The organism is Chondromyces crocatus (assembly GCF_001189295.1).
GTDB lineage: Bacteria > Myxococcota_A > Polyangia > Polyangiales > Polyangiaceae > Chondromyces > Chondromyces crocatus.
Window position 1 is genome coordinate 5,694,756 of sequence record NZ_CP012159.1, and the last position, 19,438, is coordinate 5,714,193.

Below are 19,438 nucleotides of genomic sequence, written 5' to 3' on the forward strand. Positions count from 1 at the left end.
CGGGAACGAGGGCGCGGTACGTGGCTGAGGGTCAGCGGAACGAAGCGACCTGGGGAGGTCGCGCCGCGGGTGGATGCTGGGATGTCGGCTGGGGCTGCTGCGGGGTGAAGGCGGGACTACGCGGTAAGCTCAACGGGGGGAGGGAGGCACAAGGGCCTGGGTTTCTCTTGGGAGGCTCCAGTCGTCGTCGTTGTCTGTGAGTAGGGCGGCGTTGACCGCTACCTGCGCGGCCTCGAACGCGATGGAGTACAGGGCGACGTAGTAGAGCTTGCCGCGGAAAGAGCGGCTGCCGGCCAGCTGGTTGCCGAGCACCAAGGAGGAAGGCTTGGAGAGGTCGAGCGTCGTCCCCTCGGGCAGGGGTGAACCTGGCAGCGCCCCCGGGACGAGCTGGCCGTCCCTGTAGAGCCGCCACCGGTCGGCGGCGCTGGGCTGCGCGGTGTCCATGACCAGGTGCAGCACCACCCGGCCACTGGGCGTCGAGAGCGGCCAGGTGTTCGCCTCCTGCTCGTTCATCACCAGGCGAAGGCGGGAGGGGCCATTGCGAATGTAGAGATTGAACTGCTGGAGACCATCGTTGAATCCCAGCGCGACCAGCCTGGGGGAGTTGTTGCTGGTGGTCTCGACGTTGGTCACCACCTCCAGGGTGAGGCGCGTGGCACCACCCAAGGCCGAGCGGATCTTGGTGCCGACCAGGGAAGCCGAGGCCATCCCCTGGTCATCGATGGTGCTCCAGCTCAGGGCCTTGTGGCCCGCGATCTCGGTGAAGCTCAGGTTGCCGTTCCCGTAATTCAACGCGAGATTCACCGGCTCCGGCGTGGCATCCAGCAGATGGGCCGGCGCTGTTTCCGACGCTGCTTCGTTGATGTAATAGCGGACCAGCAACCCCGCATCGATCAGCGCGGTCCCCCCACAATCGACATCGCGCTCGGGATCGGTGGTCTCGGGCTGCGGCTCCGCCGCTCCAGCGCAGGCCTCCCATGCGCCGGTGTCCAGGCAACGCTGCTTCCCCGCCTCGCACTCGCCCGCCTTCTCGGTGGAGCAGTCGCGCTCCGCGCCCCGCATGCACTCTCCGCTGCCTCCACCTCCTTGGTCGCTCCCCCCCGCACCGCTGCCCCCCGCACCTCCGAAGCCCGCGCTTCCACCGCCCGAAGTCGTGCCCCCCTCCCACTCCTGGAACTGGAACGGTCCACACGCCGCCATGGCGAAGAGCAACCCCCATGCGCCTGCCAGGCCCCACTCGAACTGCCGCGTGGCTCGATGCATGAAGCCGAGCCGAGGCCGATGCACATCGCGCAGTGGTGCGGAGTTCTCCCGTCTTCGTCTCATGGGACCTCCCACTATACCCTCCTCAGGCCATCCGGATGTTGCAGATGGCTCGGTGGTTCGTCTGTCGACCAGGGGTGACGAGCGAGGGAACCTGCTCTCTGAGCATCGTTTTCGGATGTCTACGGAACCCAGGGATCGCCGAGCCACGTCCTGGATCCGCTGGCCACCTGAGGAGGCCGTACAGCTCGCTGACGCACCTGCCGGGCGACGCCTGTCGCGACACGTGGACTTCGCCGCGTCAGGCTCATGGGTTCGGGCAGGAAGGAGGTCGCCTCTTCGAGCGAGGAAGGAAGTCATCTGGAGAGCCGGGAGCCAGGTTGAATCCAGCGCGACGAGCACCGACCCCTTTCGCGGAGGCCGTCGTCGTCGAACAGGGCCGATGAGGGACTGGACCTCTCGGGATGGGGTGGGACGGTACTGCAGCCAGGTCGCCGCACCTTGCCGGAGTCGAAGGGGCAGATCGAGAAGGCGCATGCCGTGAAGCGGAGCGCCGAAAAGCGACGGACCACTTGCCCTGGCGACTCTGGGGGCGCCGGCTATGTCAGTTCAGGTCATCGCGCCACGAGCAGCGGAGACCAGAAACCGAGTCGCTCCCTCCTCGTACCTCCCCACGACACGCGCCTGCTGCACCGCTTCCTGTCGCCAGCGCTGGTGAAGACCCTGAGGACGCCGCCGCTTCGCAGGTCCGGAAAGGTCCCGGGAGGCGCACCTGTGCTGTCGAGCCTCTGGCCTGCCACGGAAGAGGCCCCGTCGGACGGGTGACGAGCGTTCGTGCGCCGGCGCGCTGTCCGTCCGCACGCCTGGTGAATCGCTTCGCATTGAGAAGCTGTTCGTGGAGGCAATTGTTGCTCGCTTTGCGTAAGACGAAGAATTCGCATCCAGCCCGCTTTGCGTGTTCGCAGACGGGATGGGCGAGGGCGGGTATCGTGGTAGGAGGGTCGCTACACGAGACACTCACTGGATGCTCGTGGGTGACGCTCACGACCTGCGGTGGGGCTCGTTCCCCGGAGCCGTCCATCGTGGGTGTATGCCCAGGATCCCTCGAGGCCCATGTGACCGCCGTCAAGCCGCCGTCCCCATCGAGAATCACGTCCAGCCTCGCTGCGTGGTGGCAGCGGCTCCGTGCGCTGGAGGGGTTGCTCCTGCCGCCGTTTCTCCTGGTGGCTGCGTTGATGGCCTGCAAGACCGGCCGGATCGACATCTACACGTGTCCCGACCCCTGCAAGGAATGCGCGGACCCGTGCTCCTGCCCCGAGGGGACGTGCGTGCCACCAGCGCCACTGGGCTGGGAGGGGCCGGTGCTGCTCTGGTACGGCACGCCGGCTGATGAACCGGAGTGTCCCGAGCGGGCCCCAGCGCCGGTCTACGAGGGCTACCGGGGTCTGAAGACGATCCCCGAGTGCGCGCGGTGCGAGTGTGCGCCGCCGAGCTGTGAGCTCCCGCAGCAGGTGAGCGCGAGTGCGACCGACGGGATGTGCGGGGTGCCGCTGGTGACGCGGGACTTCCCCGAGGACTGGGATGGGTCGTGTCTCGCCATCGATCCGCTCATGGCACCGGAGTCGCTGCGGGTGGGGGCCACGCGCATGGGGGCGTGCGAGCCGGTGACGATCTCGGTGCAGAAGGCGTCGTTCGGGTGGGAGACGAAGGCGAAGGGGTGCAAGGCATTGCGGGTCACCGGGAAATGCGAGCTGCCCCATGAGGAGTGCGCGCCCCGTCTGGAGACGGTGCGGGATGGGTTCGAGCTGTGCGTCTTCCAGGGCGGTGACGGGCGGCCCGAGAGCCCGAAGCCAGGGTGGGGGCCGTCGTGTCCAGAGGGATATCCGCAGGCGCGGGTGTTCTACGGTGGGGTGGCGGATGATTCGTCGTGCTTGCCCTGTAGCTGCGGTGCTCCGGAGGGGGGCGAGTGTGATGCGGCATTGACCGTGTATGAGGGAGCAGACTGCTCGGGCGACAGCCAGATGCTCCCGTCGAGCATCACAAATGGCTCATGTGTTCCTTACCCCCACCAATCCACTCTTCTCAGCGTCGATGCTGTATTGGAAACGAGCAACCCAGGGAGTTGCAAGCCAAGCGGTGGAAATCTAGTGAATGGGGGAACCTTGCTTGAGCCGGCGACGTTCTGTTGTCGTTGAGGCCAAGGGTATTTCTCGACGCCTTCCGCCTCTGGTCTGAGAACTGTGTCGGCCCCCTGGATTGCTCGGGTTCCAGCGGTTTGACGATTCGCTTTGGTCCTGGTGCCTTGGCGAACCCAGGTCCCATCGTTCGCTTCGGTCCGGGTTGTTTGGGCCTCCTGATTGCATTGCCAGCGTTCACCTGGTTTCTGCGCAGGGGATTTAAGGCCATTGGGAGGAGCATCCTGCTTTGTTCGAGCAGGAAATCAAATGAGCCGTGTCTGGATAGAATCCAGTGGCTGACCGCAATGCAAGCCTGGAGAGACCTATCCCAGCTCGGACGAACGAATCGTTGATTCCGTCGTGATATAGTGGTCGTTCGTTCGGCGCCGCCTCTATCGCTGGGGCTGGCGCGTTCAGAATCATAAGCCGCTCTTTTGAAAGGGACTCGCTCATGCGAAGAAGCCCTCGAAAGCCATCACGTCTTGTCTGTCTCGGCCTCGTCATGCTCACCGCCTGTGATGCCGAGCAGGTTGTAGAGAATCGCCCGGTGGATGGCAGCTCCCCTTGCACTCAAAATGAATGCGGTGCCGAGACGCCGGTTGGTTGGCAGGGCCCGGTGTGGCTGTGGGCAGGTGTCCAGGCGGAAGCACCACCATGTCCTGAGACTGTGCCGGTGTTGACCTATGAAGGGTATGCAGGTCTGCGGAGCGATGGCCTCTGCGCGCCCTGCGCATGCACTCAACCACAATGCCTCCTTCCAGAGGGGGTCGACATTACCACCGGCACTTGCGCTGGCCCACTCATCCAGGTTCTTCCACCGCCGGACTGGGACGGCTCCTGCTGGGCCTTTCCGCCAGTCAAGTCGCCCAAGGGCGTCATCTTTCAGGGCACCTCGCGAACCGAATGCAACCCTGTGGAAGAGCGACCGCAAAAGCAGTTGAAGCTGTCGTGGGACACGTTCGGCAGGGCATGTTCTCCGCGCGAAGGGTCGCCACACCAGGGAGACGATGCCGCAATTCTCACAGGCTTTCGACGGTGCATCTTCAAGGAAACGGCATCCACTACGTGTCCACCGGCCTACCCCGAGATGTCCCGTTTCAACGGAACGGTGGACGATCGGTCTTCGTGCAGTCCGTGCAACTGCATGCCGCCGACATCGAGCAACTGTCCCGTGTTCGTCGGACTCAGTGTGGACGACACCTGCACGAGCGGCATGCTGGGGACGACGGTGAACCATGAGCGGGGAGGGTGTGCGATGACGTCGATACCAAAGCAGTATGCGAGCATCTGGGCCGACCGCCGGACATCCGACCCTGGAGTCTGCACGCCGCAGGGGGGAGCGTTCGTCGGGGAAGTCGTGCCTGCCGAGTCCACGACCTTTTGCTGCGAAAGTTTTCCTTGAGACTTGGCCGCGAGGCATCGAGTGGTCTCCCTACCAAAGCACTCAAGACTTCAGGATCAGCGCTGCAGGCTGCCGAGCCATCTCCTCATTGTCTGGGCTGACATGATCAGGGAATCGACGTGAGCGGAGAAGGGGATTGAGAGGCTTACTCCTCGTTGACTTCACTGTCATCTCTGGCCGCGGCCGCGTTCTCAGCGTCATCCCCTTCGCCTGCATGCTGGGCCCTCACGTGCGTGTCGTCGTCCCTCTGGAGGATTCTGGCGTTGAACTCGACCTCGGGCGTGGACAGGGCGCGGGTGTACACGGCTGCATAGTGGATGTTCCCCTTGGGCGAGCATCCACCCTTCGGCGGTGTATTGCCGAGCATGAGGTACGACATCGGGGGGATGTCGAGTAGCGTGCCCTGGGCCGGCGCCGAGTCGGGGACCACGCCGCCAACGAGCTGCCCATCTCGAAAGAGCTGCCAGCGCTCCGAGGCAGTCACGAGGGAGGTATCCATGACCAGGTGCAAGACGACCCGCTTCGCCTTCGGGAAGTCGAGCACCCAGTGGGTGGCGAGTTTGTTGTTAAGGTAGAAGCGCAGCTTCGTCTTGTCTTCGAGCAGGAGCGTGAGCTGATCGACACCACCCCCGCCTGACACGGGGCCGAGGTAGAAGAGCCGCGCATTCTTCTTTGCGTCCTCGATCCGGAGCACCATTTCGAGGGTGACCGTCGTCGTCTGGTGAAGCGCCTGCTCCACCTTGGTGCCCTGGATGAGCTGGAAGGCTCTCGCGGGGTCTTTCGTGGTCGACCAGCGAAGTCCCACCTGCGGAAAGGTGGCCGTGAATGAGAGCTTGTCCGTGCGCGCGATTTCGAGATCGAGTGGACTGGAGGCGGAATCGGTGAGTGTTGCGAGGGCATTGAGCTTGTCGGTATCGTTGATCAGGTAGCGAACGAGAACGCCGTCATCGGCCAGCAGCGTTCCGCGGCAATCGTCGTCGACCAGCTCGGCGGTGTCGGACGTCTCAAGGGTGGGGACGACCTCGCCGATGCACTGCCCCCAGTGGCCCATGGATCCGCATCTGGTCACTCCAGGATGGCAGCGGCCCACGTTCTGTGTGCCTGCGGGCCCGCTGTAACAGGGTCTGGACTGATCTGGTGTGCAGGCCTGGATGTTCCCCCCAGCCCCAGTCCCGGTGTCGTCACCGCCCTGGCCGTGGCCGCCCTGGCCGTCCGGCGCACCGGAGGCGAGCGTCTCCTGGTCGTCCCAGGGGTCGAACTGAAAGGGGCCACATGCACCGAGGAGCGCGATGAGGCCGAAAGTGCCGGTGAGGGTGGTCGTGAGCAGCCACGCCGTTCGCGTCATGTCTGCCTCCGGATGGCAGGCGCTGGGGGCGCTGCCGAGTGCGGATTCATTGTCGTCGGTGTGGTGTGGGCGGGAGCACTGTAGCGGGAATGCGTGAGGAGGTGGGGGGCCGAGTGGAATGGGGGCGGTCGTGATGAGCGGAATGCGCGGGCCGCGAGGGGCCCAGAGCTGCCTCGAGGCGCAATAGGGACGTGAATTTAGCGGAAAGGGCATTCTTTTGACCACGGCGGCATGACCGTGGCTAGGTCGTGGAGTGGACGAGTTAAGTCGGAGCGTGAGGAGGGCGGAGAGACGAGGGCAGGCGTGGGGAGAGGCACGGAGCAGCCGCGAGAGGTTGCTTGGGGTGGTGTGGCTTTGCCCGAGAGCGGAGGCTGCGCGCGGGAGTGAGCCGTGCGGGCAGGCATGAGGGGATGGGCTCCGTGAGGGAGCGGGGTAGTGCGCGTCCACGGGTGTGGATCGTGGAGCAGGGAACTACGCGCTGGAGGAGGAACGATGGGCATCATGTGGATCTGGCGATGGGGCGGGTGGATGGCCGTTGGCGGGCTGATGACGCTGCCGGGGGCGTGCAGTGTGATTACAGGGCTGGATGGCTTCGAAATTCAGGGGGGAACGGTTGAGGCGGGAGGAATGGGGGCGAGTGGGGGAGGCGGCGGAGAGGTTGGGGGAGGCGGAGGAGGAGGAGGGGCCGGAGGAAGTGGGGGGGGGGGAAAGGGGTCGTGTGAGCCGGGAACGGCCATGGACTGCTACAGCGGGGATGCTAGCACCCAGGGGGTGGGGCCCTGCCGAGCGGGGGAGACGACCTGCGATGACGATGGTGTTTGGGGCCCGTGCGTGGGGGAGATCGTGCCCACCCCTGAGGAGACGCTGGGCGATCTGATTGACGACAATTGTGATGGGACGGCGCTGGTCAGCACCGACGTGCTTGTTCGGTATGTGATCAACGAGCCCGCATCGGGTCAGACGCCGACCGAACTCATGGACGTGGCTCCGGATCCGCTAGCCCTGCCCATCACGTTTGCGAATGGGTTGGCATTCACCCAGGATACGAACGGCCATCGCGGTCTTACCTGGCCGGCTCGTGGACAGGACGGGAGAGCGGCCCGTAGCATCCAGAACACGAAGGTGACAACCCGTCTCGATCAAGCCCAACGGCTCACGCTTGAGCTGGTGGCTGACGTGACCGACAGTGACAGTGGCTCCACCCTGACCCGCTTGTTCTACCTCGGCATCAACGAGAGCACCGATCAGCTCTCGCTCATTCCTCGCAATGCTGGCGAAAACCTTCGTCTCTACTTCAATGACAACAATGCCGATGCGCACAATGGAGTGCAGTGGCCTGTCAACTTGCACACGGCAGGTCGCATCGTGCTGCACGTCGTCCTTGATACCACCAAGGCAACTGATTCCGAACGCGTGACCCTCTACCGCAATGGATCCGCTCTGTCTCCAGAGGGAACCCCCACCTGGCCAGGCGAGAATGAACGCCTGAATCTGACCGGAACCAATTCCTTGGCACTTGGGAACCGACCTTCGGGAGGCCGCTCGATCCAGGGCACGCTCCACTACGCCGCCGTCTACATGCGTGCCCTCACCCCCAATGAGGTCGAGAGCAACGCCGCCGTGCTCCTCGCCAACGACGACAACCATACCGTCGACAACTAAAAACGCCTAAACCCAGCGTACATCTGAGTTGCTCATTCAGGGTTGCCAAGAGACCCCTGGCGTGATCTACAGCCGCCGTTCCGAACGCGCATCCGGTTGAACTGCGGAATAGAGTGGTCGAGGCGTACGAAGCGGGTGAGGGCGGCTATATTGCGCTCGCCCAGAGATTCATGGTGGGGGAGGCGAGTGTCAGACGCTGAGTTTAGCCGTTTCGCCGACAAGGTCACGTCACGCCGAGAAAGAAGGGCGGAGGAACGCCTTCACTCGTGCAGATCGAATGCTTGGAAGCCATCGTCAAGCGCCCTGATGATGCTACCGTGGGGGAAATGTGCGCTGAGTATAATCGAGGGCTCCGAGGAGACGCACTACATCATGTCGCCAGCATCAAGCGCGCTCTGTACCGAGCAGGCTTCGTGGTGAAAAAAAGCGCTCCGGCTCGGGCGCGAGCATGACCTGCATTCGATCCATCGATGTGGCTCTCCGTCGGCACCTGCGACCGCTCCAACTCGAAGCAGGGCACGGCACCGGCAGCGCGCACTGTGCACCACGGGGCCAACTCCCTGGCAGGCTGCTCCATCACGCAGCGTCGCCACGATCGCCGCGTGCGGTAGGCGCACTGTCTGTCCCGGTGATCCAGTCGCCCCTCCTCGCTGCAACGATGACGCGCATTGGAGCGGCGATTCGTTTCTTGCCTGGCAACGCGACGACAATCGTCGGTGCAGTAGAGCCGTCCCGGGTCGCACCGCGCGCAGACCCAGAACAGGTGCTTGCACCTGCCGCACCGCATGAAACTCAGCCCATCCACGTACCCTCTTGGAGGGCATCACTTTGTTGGCCCTCGTCACCCACGTGCGCGGGGGTTTACCCCGTAACGTACCCGCGCTTCACTGAAGGTCAGGAGGTCGTGCTCTTGGCCTTCTCTCTTTGTCCGCTGCTCGGCGCCGTCTTACCGGCTCATGTCCCACTGGCGAACTTCTCCGCGAGCTCGATCGACGGTTTCTACGGATCGAAGCGCCTGTTTACAGTGCATCGTGAACCAATGAGCCGCTGCTCCTTCAGGCCTAGTTGTCGACGGTATGGTTGTCGTCGTTGGCGAGGAGCACGGCGGCGTTGCTCTCGACCTCATTGGAGGTGAGGGCACGCATGTAGACGGCGGCGTAGTAGAGCGTGCCCTGGATCGAGCGGCCTCCCGAAGGTCGGTTCCCAAGTGCCAAGGAATTGGTTCCGGTCAGATTCAGGCGTTCATTCTCGCCTGGCCAGGTGGGGGTTCCCTCTGGAGACAGAGCGGATCCATTGCGGTAGAGGGTCACGCGTTCGGAATCAGTTGCCTTGGTGGTATCAAGGACGACGTGCAGCACGATGCGACCTGCCGTGTGCAAGTTGACAGGCCACTGCACTCCAGTGTGCGCATCGGCATTGTTGTCGTTAAAGTAGAGACGAAGGTTCGCGCCATCATTGCGTGGAATGAGCGAGAGCTGATCGACGCTATCGCTGGTGCCGAGGTAGAACAAGCGGGTCAGGGTGGAGCCACCGTCACTGTCGGTCACGTCAGCCACCAGCTCAAGCGTGAGCCGTTGGGCTTGATCGAGATGGGTTGCCACCTTCGTGTTCTGGATGCTACGGGCCGCTCTCCCCCCCTGTCCACGCGCCGGCCAGGTAAGACCGCGATGGTCATTCATATCCTCGGTGAATGCCAACGCGTCCGCAAACGTGATGGGCAGAGGTAGCGGGTCCGGGGCCACGTCCATGAGTTCCGTCGGTGTCTCACTCGATGGGGACTCGTTGATCACATACCGAACAAGCACGTCGGTGTTGAGCAGCGCCGTCCCATCACAATCGTCATCGATCAGATCGCCCGGCATTTCCTGCATGGCTGGCAAGGTCTCCCCCTCACATGGCCCCCAACCACCGTTTTCATCGCAGGACGTCACTCCCGCTTTGCACCGCCCCACCCCCCGTGTGCTGACATCCCCGCTATAGCAGCTCCTAGTCGTCCCCTGCGCGCACGGGCCATCTCCCCCGCTCCCCCCACCCCCGGCAGCTCCCCCTCCAAACCCCCCGCCCCCCTCGCTCGTCGTCGTGCTCCCCCCGCCCGAATTCGCCCCCCCTGCTCCCCCCGAGCCCGTTACCCCCCACTCCTCCTCCTGGAACGGCCCGCACCCCCCCATCATCGCCGCCACGCCCCACGCCGCCACGACAACGCCCCCAACCCAACGCCCTGCTCGCTTCATCGTCGCCTCCGCGCCATCACCCACGCTTGCGTCCTTCACCCGCCATTGCCGCAGCATCTACCAGGCCCCCCGGACCACGAGCCCATTCCCTCGCGCTTCCACCCGCACCCCGGCATCGCCTTCCTTGCTACCCCCACCGAACACAGCAATCCCCACCATCGCCAGCCCCAGCGCCCCGGCTCCGATGAAGGTGTAGAACGACGCATTCGCAAAGGTCACCCGATCGCGCTCGGCCGACTCGTATTGCCCTTGATTCCTGGCGTCCCTCGCGTCCTGCCCCTCGGAAGCCTTTCCAAGCGACAGCACCGCCAGCACCGCCCCAGCCCCAGCCCCAGCAACCGTTCCCACGATCCCCGCCCCAATCAGGTACGGCCTCGCCCCGCCCCCCGAGCTCGGCGCCTCCGTCTCCCCGCCCGAGGATCCCGCCAACCCCCCGCCACCCGCAGCCGCTCCGCCCCCTGGCGTTACCCCGCTCCCCCCATCCACCTCCATCACCCACAGCCCCGCGTGCTGCTTGCTCCCCGCCTGCACCTCCACCTGGGTCTTCGCCGAGCCCCCGCCGGGCACCCGCGCCTCGATCTCGTGGCTCCCCGGGTCCGCGAACACCTCGTACCCCAGCGGCGCTCGCCCCAGCGGCGTACCATCGATGAACAGCTCCGCGTTGGGCCGGTTCACCCCGATCGTCAACGTCCCCACCTTCTTCTTCGCTTCGACCAGCAGCACTTCCACCTGCTTCCGATCGCCGGGCGCCAGCTCGGGCGACTCGCGCAGGAAGAAGCTCAGCCGCTCCGCCGCCTCCCGCGGCTCCCCGATCTTCAGCGCTGCCCGCCCCAGGTTCAGCGCGATCTGCGGATGCCGCCGCAGCGACCACGCCTCCCGGAACGCTGCGTAGGCCTCTTGCCACTTCCCCTTCTTTGCCGCCGCCTGGCCGGCCTCGTAGCGGGCCGTCGCGCGCGCGTTCGGGTCCTCGTCGGCCGCGTGGGCCGCCGGGCTCCAGAGGGCTGGCGCGAGCAAGGCCGTGGCCAGCGTGGCGGCCCAGAGCGGGCGGCTGAACCGTCGGGAGGGGGGCGTGGAAAGCGAAGACTTGCCGAGCATCCGTCGTTCTTCCTCGTTGTGTACGTCGCGGGATCTGCGTCTTCATGCCCTGGAGCGGAGACGGTCCGCCCAGGCGCTCTGCGATCTTCGCGGCGTGAGGCGTGGACGGCAAGAGATGTTCACGCCGCAGTGCGTCTGGAATTCTGGGCGCCGGCTTGGAAAATTCGCCTGGGATCGGCGTGGTCGACGCGGGTGAGGCGGAGCGGAGCGCGCCACGGGCAGGCTCGGACGGCGTGTCGCTCTCCCTCGGGTCGCGCGTCGAGGACGCTTGGAAGGGCCGCCCGTGACGCTGATAGCCTCTTTTCTGTCGTCTTTCGTGCGACGGAAAGAAGGTCGAACCGATGAGCGTCTCCGGGTCTTCTCGTGCTCTGCGCGTCCGGGTGGGTCTCACGCTGTGCGCGATGGTTCCGTTCTCGTTCCTCGCTGTTCAAGGGTGCTCGTCAGGGACACCCGAGGTGTTTGGGGAGGGCTCCGACGAAGAATTGAAGGCAGCGGTGGAGATCAGCCTCGGCGAGCTGGAAGGTCGGCTCGCGCCCGAGGGCATCGAAGCGCGCCGGGATCTCGAGGTGCGCAACGTCGTCGTCGACGAGCTGCGCATGGCGCACACGCGCGTGCAGCAGGTGGTGCACGGCGTCCCGGTGTTCGGGGGCGAAGCGATCGTGCATCTGGAACGCGATGGTGGCGTCTTCGCGGTGACCGATGCGATCGCGCGCAAGGTGTCTGGCGACCTCCAGGTGACACCCGCGTTCGGGCCCGAGGTCGCCATCGACATCGTGCTCGCGGGCTACGACTGCGTGGACTGCTTGACGGACGAGCCGACGGCGGATCTCTGGGTGCTGCCGATGGAGGACGCAGCGCGCCTCGCCTACCGCGTGTCCCTGCGGCGCGAGGATGGCTCTGCGCAGACGGGCATGCCGGTGGTGTTCGTGGACGCGCTGGGGGGCGAGACGCTCTGGTCTTACGACAACCTGCAGACGAACACGGTGGCGACGGGCCACAGCCTCTACAACGGCCAGGTGCAGATCAACACGTACGCCGCGTCGGGCCAGTACACCCTGGAGGACACGACGCGGCGGATCGCGACGCGCGACAACCGGAACACGCCGAGCGCGCTGCTGGCGATGTTCGGGTTCGCCGGGTCGACCTACGACTTCGCATCGACGGGACTGGTGTGGGGCACCCTGGCGGGCAACGCGCAGAACGCAGGCGTGGAGGCGCACTACGCTTCAGGGAAGGTCTACGACTTCTACAAGACGGCGTTCGGGAGGAACGGGATCGACGGGAACAACGGCCCGGGAACGGTCAACGCGAAGGATGGCGGCTCGAAGCTCGTGGTGTCGCGCGTCCACTACAGCACGAAGTACAACAATGCGTTCTGGAACGGGTCGGTGATGACCTACGGCGACGGCGATGGGACCACGTTCTCGCCGCTGGTGACGCTGGACATCTGCGGGCACGAGATGACGCACGGGGTGATCGAGCGGACGGCGAACCTGACGTACTCGGGCGAGTCCGGGGCGCTGAACGAGGCGATCGCCGACATCATGGGCGCGATGGTCGAGCGGTCGGCGCGCGGGGAGAGCGCGAACACGTGGCTGATCGGGGAGGATGCATACACGCCGGGGACGCCAGGAGATGCGCTGCGCTACATGGATGACCCGCACAGGGCGCCGAACAACGGCTACACGGCGAACGGGGATCCGGACCACTACAGCGAGCGGTACACGGGGACGGCGGACAACGGTGGCGTCCACATCAACTCGGGCATCGTGAACAAGATGTTCTACCTGCTCGCGGTGGGCGGAGAGCACCACCGGGGCGGCTCGATGGCCGGCATCGGCGCCGACAAGGCGGCAGCGATCGTCTACAAGGCCCTCACGTCGTACATGACCTCGTCGACGAACTTCGCGCAGGCGCGGACGGCGATGATCAACGCGGCGACGGCGCTCCACGGGAGCGGCAGCGCCGAGGCGACGGCCGTGGGGCAGGCGTGGTCGCTGGTCGGGGTGAACTGAGCGGAGAGAGCAGTGGCCGTGGGCAGGTGCCGCGGTCGCTGGTCGGGGTGAACTGAGCTGCGGGATCAGCTGAAGCGAACGCGGAGGGTCGCCTTGCCGCGGAGTTCGCCGTAGACCTGCTTCACTTCGACGCTGTAGTCCCCGGCGAGATCGGGGCGGAAGTCGACCGAGATGCCCCGGGTCCGGCCGGTGAGCGCCTCGTCGCGGACCACGCGCTCGACGACGACCTTGCCCGAGGGGGCCTTGATCCGGATGCTGAAGGGCGGGTCGGCGTGGTCGTAGGCCTGGAAGGCGAGCTGCACGGGCGCGCCCTTGGGGCCCAGGTTGCAGGGGCAGAGGACGTCGATGTCGCCGTCGTGGGTGACGACCTCTGCCGTGCGGCGGCCAGGGTCGCTGGGAGCGGCGCCGTCGGAGAGCGGCTCGATCCACCTGCTTGTCGCTTCTGCTCGCATGGGGGTCTCCGTCGAGGTTCGGACGGAGAGCTAACAATCCGCGTGCCACGCCATGAGGAGGCGAGAAAGCGTCAGAATCCGCGAGGTTGTGTGCGGGATGCGCGCGGTCCGGGCCGGCGGGGATGGACAGGTCGGGATCCAGGCGGGGGAGGAATGGACCAGGACAGGATCGTGTCCTGAACCAGGCCGAGCGCCGTCAGCACCCGGCCGTGGTGGTGCCATCAGCGGTGGTGGTGATGGTGGTGGTCGTCGAAGTGGTGCTCGTGGTCGAGCTCCCACGTCTCAGGGGAGCGCCACAGGCCCGAGAGGAGCAGCTCGCGCATGAGCAGGAACTCCTTGGGGAGCTGATCGTAGAGGGCCTCGAACAGCTCGTTGTGGGAGCGCAGCTCGGCCTTCCAGGCGACGCCGTCGACTTCCATGAGCTGGTAGAACTGCTCGCGCGTGAAGCCGTCCATGCCCTTCCACTCGATGTCCTCGTAGCGAGGCATCCAGCCGAGGGGGCTCTCCTCGGCGAAGGCGCGGCCGTGCAAGCGGTCGACGATCCACTTGAGGACGCGCATGTTCTCGCCGAAGCCCGGCCAGAGGAACTTGCCCTGCTCGTCCCTGCGGAACCAGTTCACCGAGAAGATGCGCGGTGGGTTCGCGATCTCGCGGCCGATCTGGAGCCAGTGGTTGAAGTACGAGGCCATGTGATAGCCGCAGAACGGCAGCATGGCCATCGGGTCGCGGCGCACCTGGCCGACGTTGCCGACGGCGGCGGCGGTCGTCTCGGAGCCGATGGTGGCGGCGAGGTAGACGCCGAAGTTCCAGTTGAACGCCTGGTACACCAGCGGGACGGTGGTCGGGCGGCGACCGCCGAAGATGAACGCGGCGACGGGGACGCCGTTGGGATCGTCCCAGCGAGGATCGACGGAGGGACACTGCGACGCGGGTGCGGTGAAGCGCGCGTTGGGGTGCGCTGCCTTGCGACCGCAGTCCGGCGTCCAGGCGTTGCCTTGCCAGTCGATCGCCTCCTTCGGCGGCGTGTCGGTCATGCCCTCCCACCACACGTCACCGTCCGGCGTGAGCGCGACGTTCGTGAAGAGAGAGTTCTTCTCGATCGTCAGCATCGCGTTCGGGTTCGACTTCATCGAGGTCCCGGGAGCGACGCCGAAGTAACCGGCCTCGGGGTTGATCGCGTGCAAGCGGCCGTCGCGGCCCGGCTTGAGCCATGCGATGTCGTCGCCGACCGTGGTGACCTTCCAGCCCTCGAAGCCCTTCGGCGGGATGAGCATGGCGAAGTTCGTCTTGCCGCAGGCGCTGGGGAACGCGGCGGAGACGTAGGTCTTCTCGCCTTGCGGGTTCTCGACGCCGAGGATGAGCATGTGCTCGGCCATCCAGCCCTGGTCGCGGCCGAGGACGGAGGCGATGCGCAGCGCGAAGCACTTCTTGCCGAGCAGCGCGTTGCCGCCGTAGCCGCTGCCGAACGACCAGATCGCGCGCTCCTCCGGGAAGTGGACGATGTACTTCTCGCGGTTGCAGGGCCAGGCCACGTCCTTCTCGCCCTGAGCGAGCGGCGCGCCCACCGAGTGCAAGCAGGGGACGAAGTCGCCGTCGCCGAGGACCTCCAGGGCCTTCTTGCCCATGCGGGTCATGATCTTCATGTTCACGGCGACGTAGGGCGAGTCGCTGATCTCGACGCCGATGTGTGAGTACGGCGAGCCGAGGGGGCCCATGCTGAACGGGATGATGTACATCGTGCGGCCGCGCATCGAGCCCTCGAAGAGGCGGCGCAGCGTGGCCTTCATCTCGTCCGGATCGGACCAGTTGTTCGTCGGCCCCGCGTCCTGGCGGCGGCGGCTGCAGATGAAGGTGCGGTCTTCGACGCGGGCGACGTCGCTGGCGTCGGATCGGGCGAGGTAGCTGTTGGGCCGCTTCTCCGGGTTCAGTCGGGTCAGCGTGCCCGCCTTGACCATCAGCTCACAGAGCGCGTCGTACTCCTGGTCGGAGCCGTCGCAGAGATGGATGCGGTCGGGCTGGCAGAGTGCGACGACCTCATCGATCCACCGCCGGAGCTTCTCGTTCTTGATCTCGGGAAGGTCCGGCCTGGAGCCCTGGACAGTGGTTGCTTCGGACAAGTCGCTATCCTCCGTTTCTCTTGCCGGAGGCGGCCTACCCAGCCCCCCCGGTGGTCTCTGCGTCGTGCCGGGTCCCGGTTTACCACCGCGAGGGGCCGAAACGGAGACCAAACCCTGAAGAAGATGTGCGGTCGACGCGGTGCTCCGTCGTTCGTCCTCGTTCTCCCGGCATGGAGCGCGGGGACTTCCGGGGGTGGAGCGCGCGGGAGGCCGACGCGCTGGACCTACGAGACCCCGGAGGCCGTGGATTTCGGAGGAAATACCTCGGTCGCCAGGGCTTCGACGGCCAGCCGCACCGCCTCGTCGCTGGTGTAGCGCACCCGGAAGCCGCGTGCAGCCAGCTTGCCGGGGTTCATGCGGGAGCGCGGGACGTCACCAGGCCAGCCGCGATCGCCGCCGGTATAGCGGATGACGGCCTCCGGATACGGTGACGCGGCGATGCAGAGCGCAGCGATGCGGGCCACGCTGGTGACGTCGGGGGGCGCGAGGTTGAAGGTGGGGAGGCGCTCGTCCGGAGGAGGGTGGTCGAGGCCGAAGAGGATGCCGTCCGCGCAGTCGTGGACATGCAGATACGGCTTGGCCTGACGGCCGTCGCCGAGGACTTCCAGCTCCGTCTTGTGCTCGCGAAGCTTCTTCAGGAAATCGAGCGCCGCGCCGTGGGTGCCGCGGGGGCCGACGACGTTGCCGAAGCGGAACACGTGCGCGCGGAGGCCGAAGCAGTCGGTGAAGGCGCTGATGAGGGCCTCGCCCGCGAGCTTGCTGGCGCCGTAGAGGGAGATGGGGAGCGCGCCGAGATCGTCCTCGGCGGCCACATGCTCGGTGTCGCCGTACACGGTGCCCGACGAGGAGAAGACGAGGCGAGGGACGCCTGCGCGGCGCATGGCTTCGAGCACGTTCCAGGTGGCGATGGTGCCCTGCTCGAGGTCGAGGCGGGTGTTGGTGAGACCCCAGCGGGCCTCGGGGTTGGCGGCGAGATGGAAGACGACGTCGTGTCCGGTGAGCGCCTCGGTGAGCCGCTCGAGATCGAGGACGTCGGCCTGGACGAGGGTGGCGCGGCCAGCATCGAGGTGCGCTGCGATGAAGTCGCGACGACCGACGGAGAGGTTGTCGTAGACGGTGACGGGTCCACGCGCGACGAGGCGATCGACGAGGTGGCTGCCGATGAAGCCGGCGCCGCCGATGACGAAGGATTTCACGATGTCTCCGGGGTGAGGGGCGCGTCTTCGCGCGCGTGCTCGATCCGCGCGGCGAACTGGAGGCGATCCCAGGTGATGAGGCGAAACGGGAGGTCGTGGATGCGCAGGGGCCAGGTGAGGTCGGCGACGCGACCGCCGGCTTCCTCGACCAGCGCGACGAAGTCGGCCGGTGAGAAGTAGGTGCCTCGGACGAGGACCCCCGGGGCCGCGTTGCCCGCGACATCCATGGCGAGGAGGATCTTGTCGGAGAGGGGGCCGAAGCGGAAATGATCCTTGATGGCGACGGCGCGCGTGGCGACGCGGAGGGCCTCGCTGAGGACGACCGCGGGGCGGGCGCAGTGGTGGAGCACGTCGGAGAGGACGACGATCTCGAAGGCACCGTCCGGGAAGGGAAGCTGCTCGCCATCGTAGTGGACGACGTCGATGCAAGGGTCCGGGCGGAGCTTGACGTCGACGCCTGCGACACGCTGCGCACCGACGCGCTGGGCGAGATCGCGCGCGATGACGCCGTCGCCCGCCCCGATGTCGAGGAGAGACCCGGCGTGGCCGATGGTGTTCGCGAGCGCCGTGGCGACGCGCTCGGCGCGGGGCACGGAGACGGTGCGGTGATGGAGGGCGAAGAGAGCGCTTCGGATCACGGTGGAGTTCAGGTCCGCAGGAGGAGCCGAGGTCGTTCTACTAACGAAAGGCGAGCGGCGCTGCACGAGGGAACACCAGAGCGTCGTGATGCACGGGATTCTCACCATGGACCGCGCTGCGCGGAGGAGCCCGGAGAGGGCAGGGCGCGCCGAGCGGGCACCTACCGAAGGAGCACCTCCTCCAGGCCGTCCACGGACTCGAAGACGGTTTCCCCCTCCTCACACTGCACGTGGATGACTTCCTCTGGTGTCATCTGGTCGAGCAGCGAGGGAGAGTGACTCGACAGCAGCACCTGGATGCCCTCTCGGGAGGCCTGTCGAAGCGCACGAAGCACGCCGTTCAGCGCTCCGGCGTCGAGACCGCGCTCGATCTCCTGGACCACGATCAGGCGGGGGCGTGGCCGTACGACGAGCAGTGCGAAGAGGGCCGTGACCCAGCGCATGCCCTCCGAAAGCAGCCAGGAAGGGACTTGCAGGGCCTCGGCCTCGCCCTGCGGCGATGTGCCACCCTCGTGCCGAGCGAGCGTTTCTCCATCGCCCGCTCCCACCGCCAGCGCCCCGTTCCCGCGCTCCCCTGGGAAAAGCTGCGCGATCTCTGTGACCACGAGGGCACGCACCTCCGGCGTCAGGCGTCGGAGGAGTGCGACCACTGCTCTGCCCTCCTCATCGCGTCGCCTCGGGTCGTCGAGAACCGGAGCTCCCGCGCCTGGTTGCACACGCTCTCTGAAGCCCAGCGCCATGTAGCTCGGGCGCAGGAACACGGCGTCCTGAAGGAGATCACGGAGACGCTCGGCCCCGGGAGCCCGCGCCTTCTTCACGAAGGAGAGCGCAAGCGTGTCCGGATCACGTAGCGGGCTCGCTCCCTCGATCCCACGCACACACGATTTCCCGGCTACCTGGCGCGAATGGATGGTCAACAGCGCCGTGACGCTGTCGCTCCCCTCTCGACACGACTCGTGCCGGACCACCGGCACACCCGCGTCATCTGTCGCCACTTCCAGTGCGTAGCTCGTCTCGCCCTCTTCCTCCGAACCGAGGGTCATCACGAAGGCGACACGGCGCGCGCCGTCGTGGAGGAGGCCCTCGAACGTCGTGCCCTGCCGCAGGGTCGCACCGTGCAGCCCATGCACGATGGCATCCTGGAGCCACTGCAACGCTTCGATGACCGCGTTCTGACCCGAGTCACGGTGGCCGAACAGCGACGTCAGCGGCCCGAGCACGATGATGTTCGTCTCCCGGATGGCCTTGAAGCCTCGAATTTCGAGGGTGGTGAGCATGGTTCCCGAAGGGGACGCAACCCCACGGGTACCGTCAAGCCCTGCTCGGCGAGCATGCGTTCGGGTACGAGCGACGAGCCGTCGCCTGCAAGAGAATGTCGAGAAGAGCGCTTGGATGCCGAGGTGTCGGGCCAAGGCGGCGAGGAACGACAAGCCGTCTCGACCTCCAGATCGACTGTGGGCCGGATGGTTCGAGACCGAAAGGATGGGGGCTGGTGACTGAGCAGTCTGGGTCGGATGACCGAGAGGTGGAGCGGCGGGACCGTGTGGTCTGGGTCGGATGACCGAGAGGTGGGGCAGCGGGACCGTGTGGGCTGGGTCGGATGACCGAGAGGTGGAGCGGCGGGACCGTGTGGGCTGGGTCGGATGACCGAGAGGTGGGGCAGCGGGACCGTGTGGGCTGGGTCAGATGACCGAGAGGTGGAGCGGCGGGACCTTGTGGCGTGAGTCCGGTGACCAAGTGGTGGGGTGGCGGGATCGTGTGGTCTGGGTCCGGTGACCAAGTGGTCTGGGTTGGATGACCGAGAGGTGGAGCGGCGGGACCGCGTGGTCTGAGTATGATGTCCTA

Annotated in this window: 12 protein-coding genes; 3 read left to right on the top strand and 9 right to left on the bottom strand. The window is 66.2% G+C overall.

Annotated features, from left to right (window positions below):
• Positions 1-129 precede the first annotated feature (129 nt).
• Positions 130-1,263: a LamG-like jellyroll fold domain-containing protein gene (locus tag CMC5_RS20840; RefSeq protein ID WP_156338754.1), complete on the bottom strand. Its 1,134-nt coding sequence runs from the start codon at positions 1,261-1,263 to the stop codon at positions 130-132.
• A 1,115-nt stretch (positions 1,264-2,378) separates the two neighbouring features.
• Between CMC5_RS20840 and CMC5_RS20850 the strand changes: the two genes are divergently transcribed.
• Entirely contained in the window at positions 2,379-3,458 is a 1,080-nt protein-coding gene (locus CMC5_RS20850) for a hypothetical protein (protein WP_050432060.1), read from the top strand.
• Between the two features lie 1,529 nt (positions 3,459-4,987).
• Here CMC5_RS20850 and CMC5_RS20860 read toward each other — a convergent pair.
• A complete protein-coding gene (locus tag CMC5_RS20860; protein ID WP_050432062.1) occupies positions 4,988-6,187 on the bottom strand; it encodes a LamG-like jellyroll fold domain-containing protein in 1,200 nt (399 codons plus the stop codon).
• Between the two features lie 831 nt (positions 6,188-7,018).
• On the opposite strand from CMC5_RS20860, the gene CMC5_RS20865 reads away from it, so the two are divergent.
• Complete coding sequence (locus CMC5_RS20865; protein WP_050432063.1) at positions 7,019-7,849, top strand: LamG-like jellyroll fold domain-containing protein; 831 nt, start codon at positions 7,019-7,021, stop codon at positions 7,847-7,849.
• Positions 7,850-8,910: 1,061 nt separating this feature from the next.
• Here the strand turns inward: CMC5_RS20865 and CMC5_RS20870 are convergent.
• Positions 8,911-9,720, bottom strand: coding sequence for a hypothetical protein (locus tag CMC5_RS20870; protein ID WP_156338755.1), 810 nt, complete (start codon positions 9,718-9,720; stop codon positions 8,911-8,913).
• A gap of 417 nt (positions 9,721-10,137) precedes the next feature.
• Entirely contained in the window at positions 10,138-11,175 is a 1,038-nt protein-coding gene (locus CMC5_RS20875; RefSeq protein ID WP_050432065.1) for a PEGA domain-containing protein, read from the bottom strand.
• A gap of 494 nt (positions 11,176-11,669) precedes the next feature.
• Between CMC5_RS20875 and CMC5_RS20880 the strand changes: the two genes are divergently transcribed.
• Entirely contained in the window at positions 11,670-13,190 is a 1,521-nt protein-coding gene (locus tag CMC5_RS20880; protein WP_169796606.1) for a M4 family metallopeptidase, read from the top strand.
• A gap of 65 nt (positions 13,191-13,255) precedes the next feature.
• Here the strand turns inward: CMC5_RS20880 and CMC5_RS20885 are convergent, their stop codons facing one another.
• The 5 genes from CMC5_RS20885 to CMC5_RS20905 form a co-directional block, all read right to left on the bottom strand.
• Positions 13,256-13,642, bottom strand: a complete 387-nt coding sequence (locus CMC5_RS20885) for a hypothetical protein (protein ID WP_050432067.1) — start codon at positions 13,640-13,642, stop codon at positions 13,256-13,258.
• Positions 13,643-13,863: 221 nt separating this feature from the next.
• Complete coding sequence (locus CMC5_RS20890) at positions 13,864-15,759, bottom strand: phosphoenolpyruvate carboxykinase (GTP) (RefSeq protein ID WP_050432068.1); 1,896 nt, start codon at positions 15,757-15,759, stop codon at positions 13,864-13,866.
• Positions 15,760-15,983: 224 nt separating this feature from the next.
• The gene (locus CMC5_RS20895) at positions 15,984-16,955 is read right to left on the bottom strand and encodes an NAD-dependent epimerase/dehydratase family protein (protein WP_063796321.1); all 972 of its coding nucleotides are present in this window, start codon (positions 16,953-16,955) and stop codon (positions 15,984-15,986) included.
• Positions 16,952-17,593 carry a class I SAM-dependent methyltransferase gene (locus CMC5_RS20900; RefSeq protein WP_245677662.1) on the bottom strand — a complete coding sequence of 214 codons (642 nt, stop codon included), beginning with the start codon at positions 17,591-17,593 and terminating at the stop codon, positions 16,952-16,954. The genes CMC5_RS20895 and CMC5_RS20900 overlap by 4 nt, the downstream gene beginning before the upstream one ends.
• Positions 17,594-17,754: 161 nt before the next feature.
• Complete coding sequence (locus CMC5_RS20905; RefSeq protein WP_050432070.1) at positions 17,755-18,870, bottom strand: AAA family ATPase; 1,116 nt, start codon at positions 18,868-18,870, stop codon at positions 17,755-17,757.
• Positions 18,871-19,438: the final 568 nt, after the last annotated feature.

Coding starts and splice junctions, on each gene's coding strand:
- CMC5_RS20840 (WP_156338754.1), bottom strand. CDS start 1,263: ATGCATCGAGCCACGCGGCAGTTCGAGTGGGGCCTGGCAGGCGCATGG.
- CMC5_RS20860 (WP_050432062.1), bottom strand. CDS start 6,187: ATGACGCGAACGGCGTGGCTGCTCACGACCACCCTCACCGGCACTTTC.
- CMC5_RS20870 (WP_156338755.1), bottom strand. CDS start 9,720: ATGCAGGAAATGCCGGGCGATCTGATCGATGACGATTGTGATGGGACG.
- CMC5_RS20875 (WP_050432065.1), bottom strand. CDS start 11,175: ATGCTCGGCAAGTCTTCGCTTTCCACGCCCCCCTCCCGACGGTTCAGC.
- CMC5_RS20885 (WP_050432067.1), bottom strand. CDS start 13,642: ATGCGAGCAGAAGCGACAAGCAGGTGGATCGAGCCGCTCTCCGACGGC.
- CMC5_RS20905 (WP_050432070.1), bottom strand. CDS start 18,870: ATGCTCACCACCCTCGAAATTCGAGGCTTCAAGGCCATCCGGGAGACG.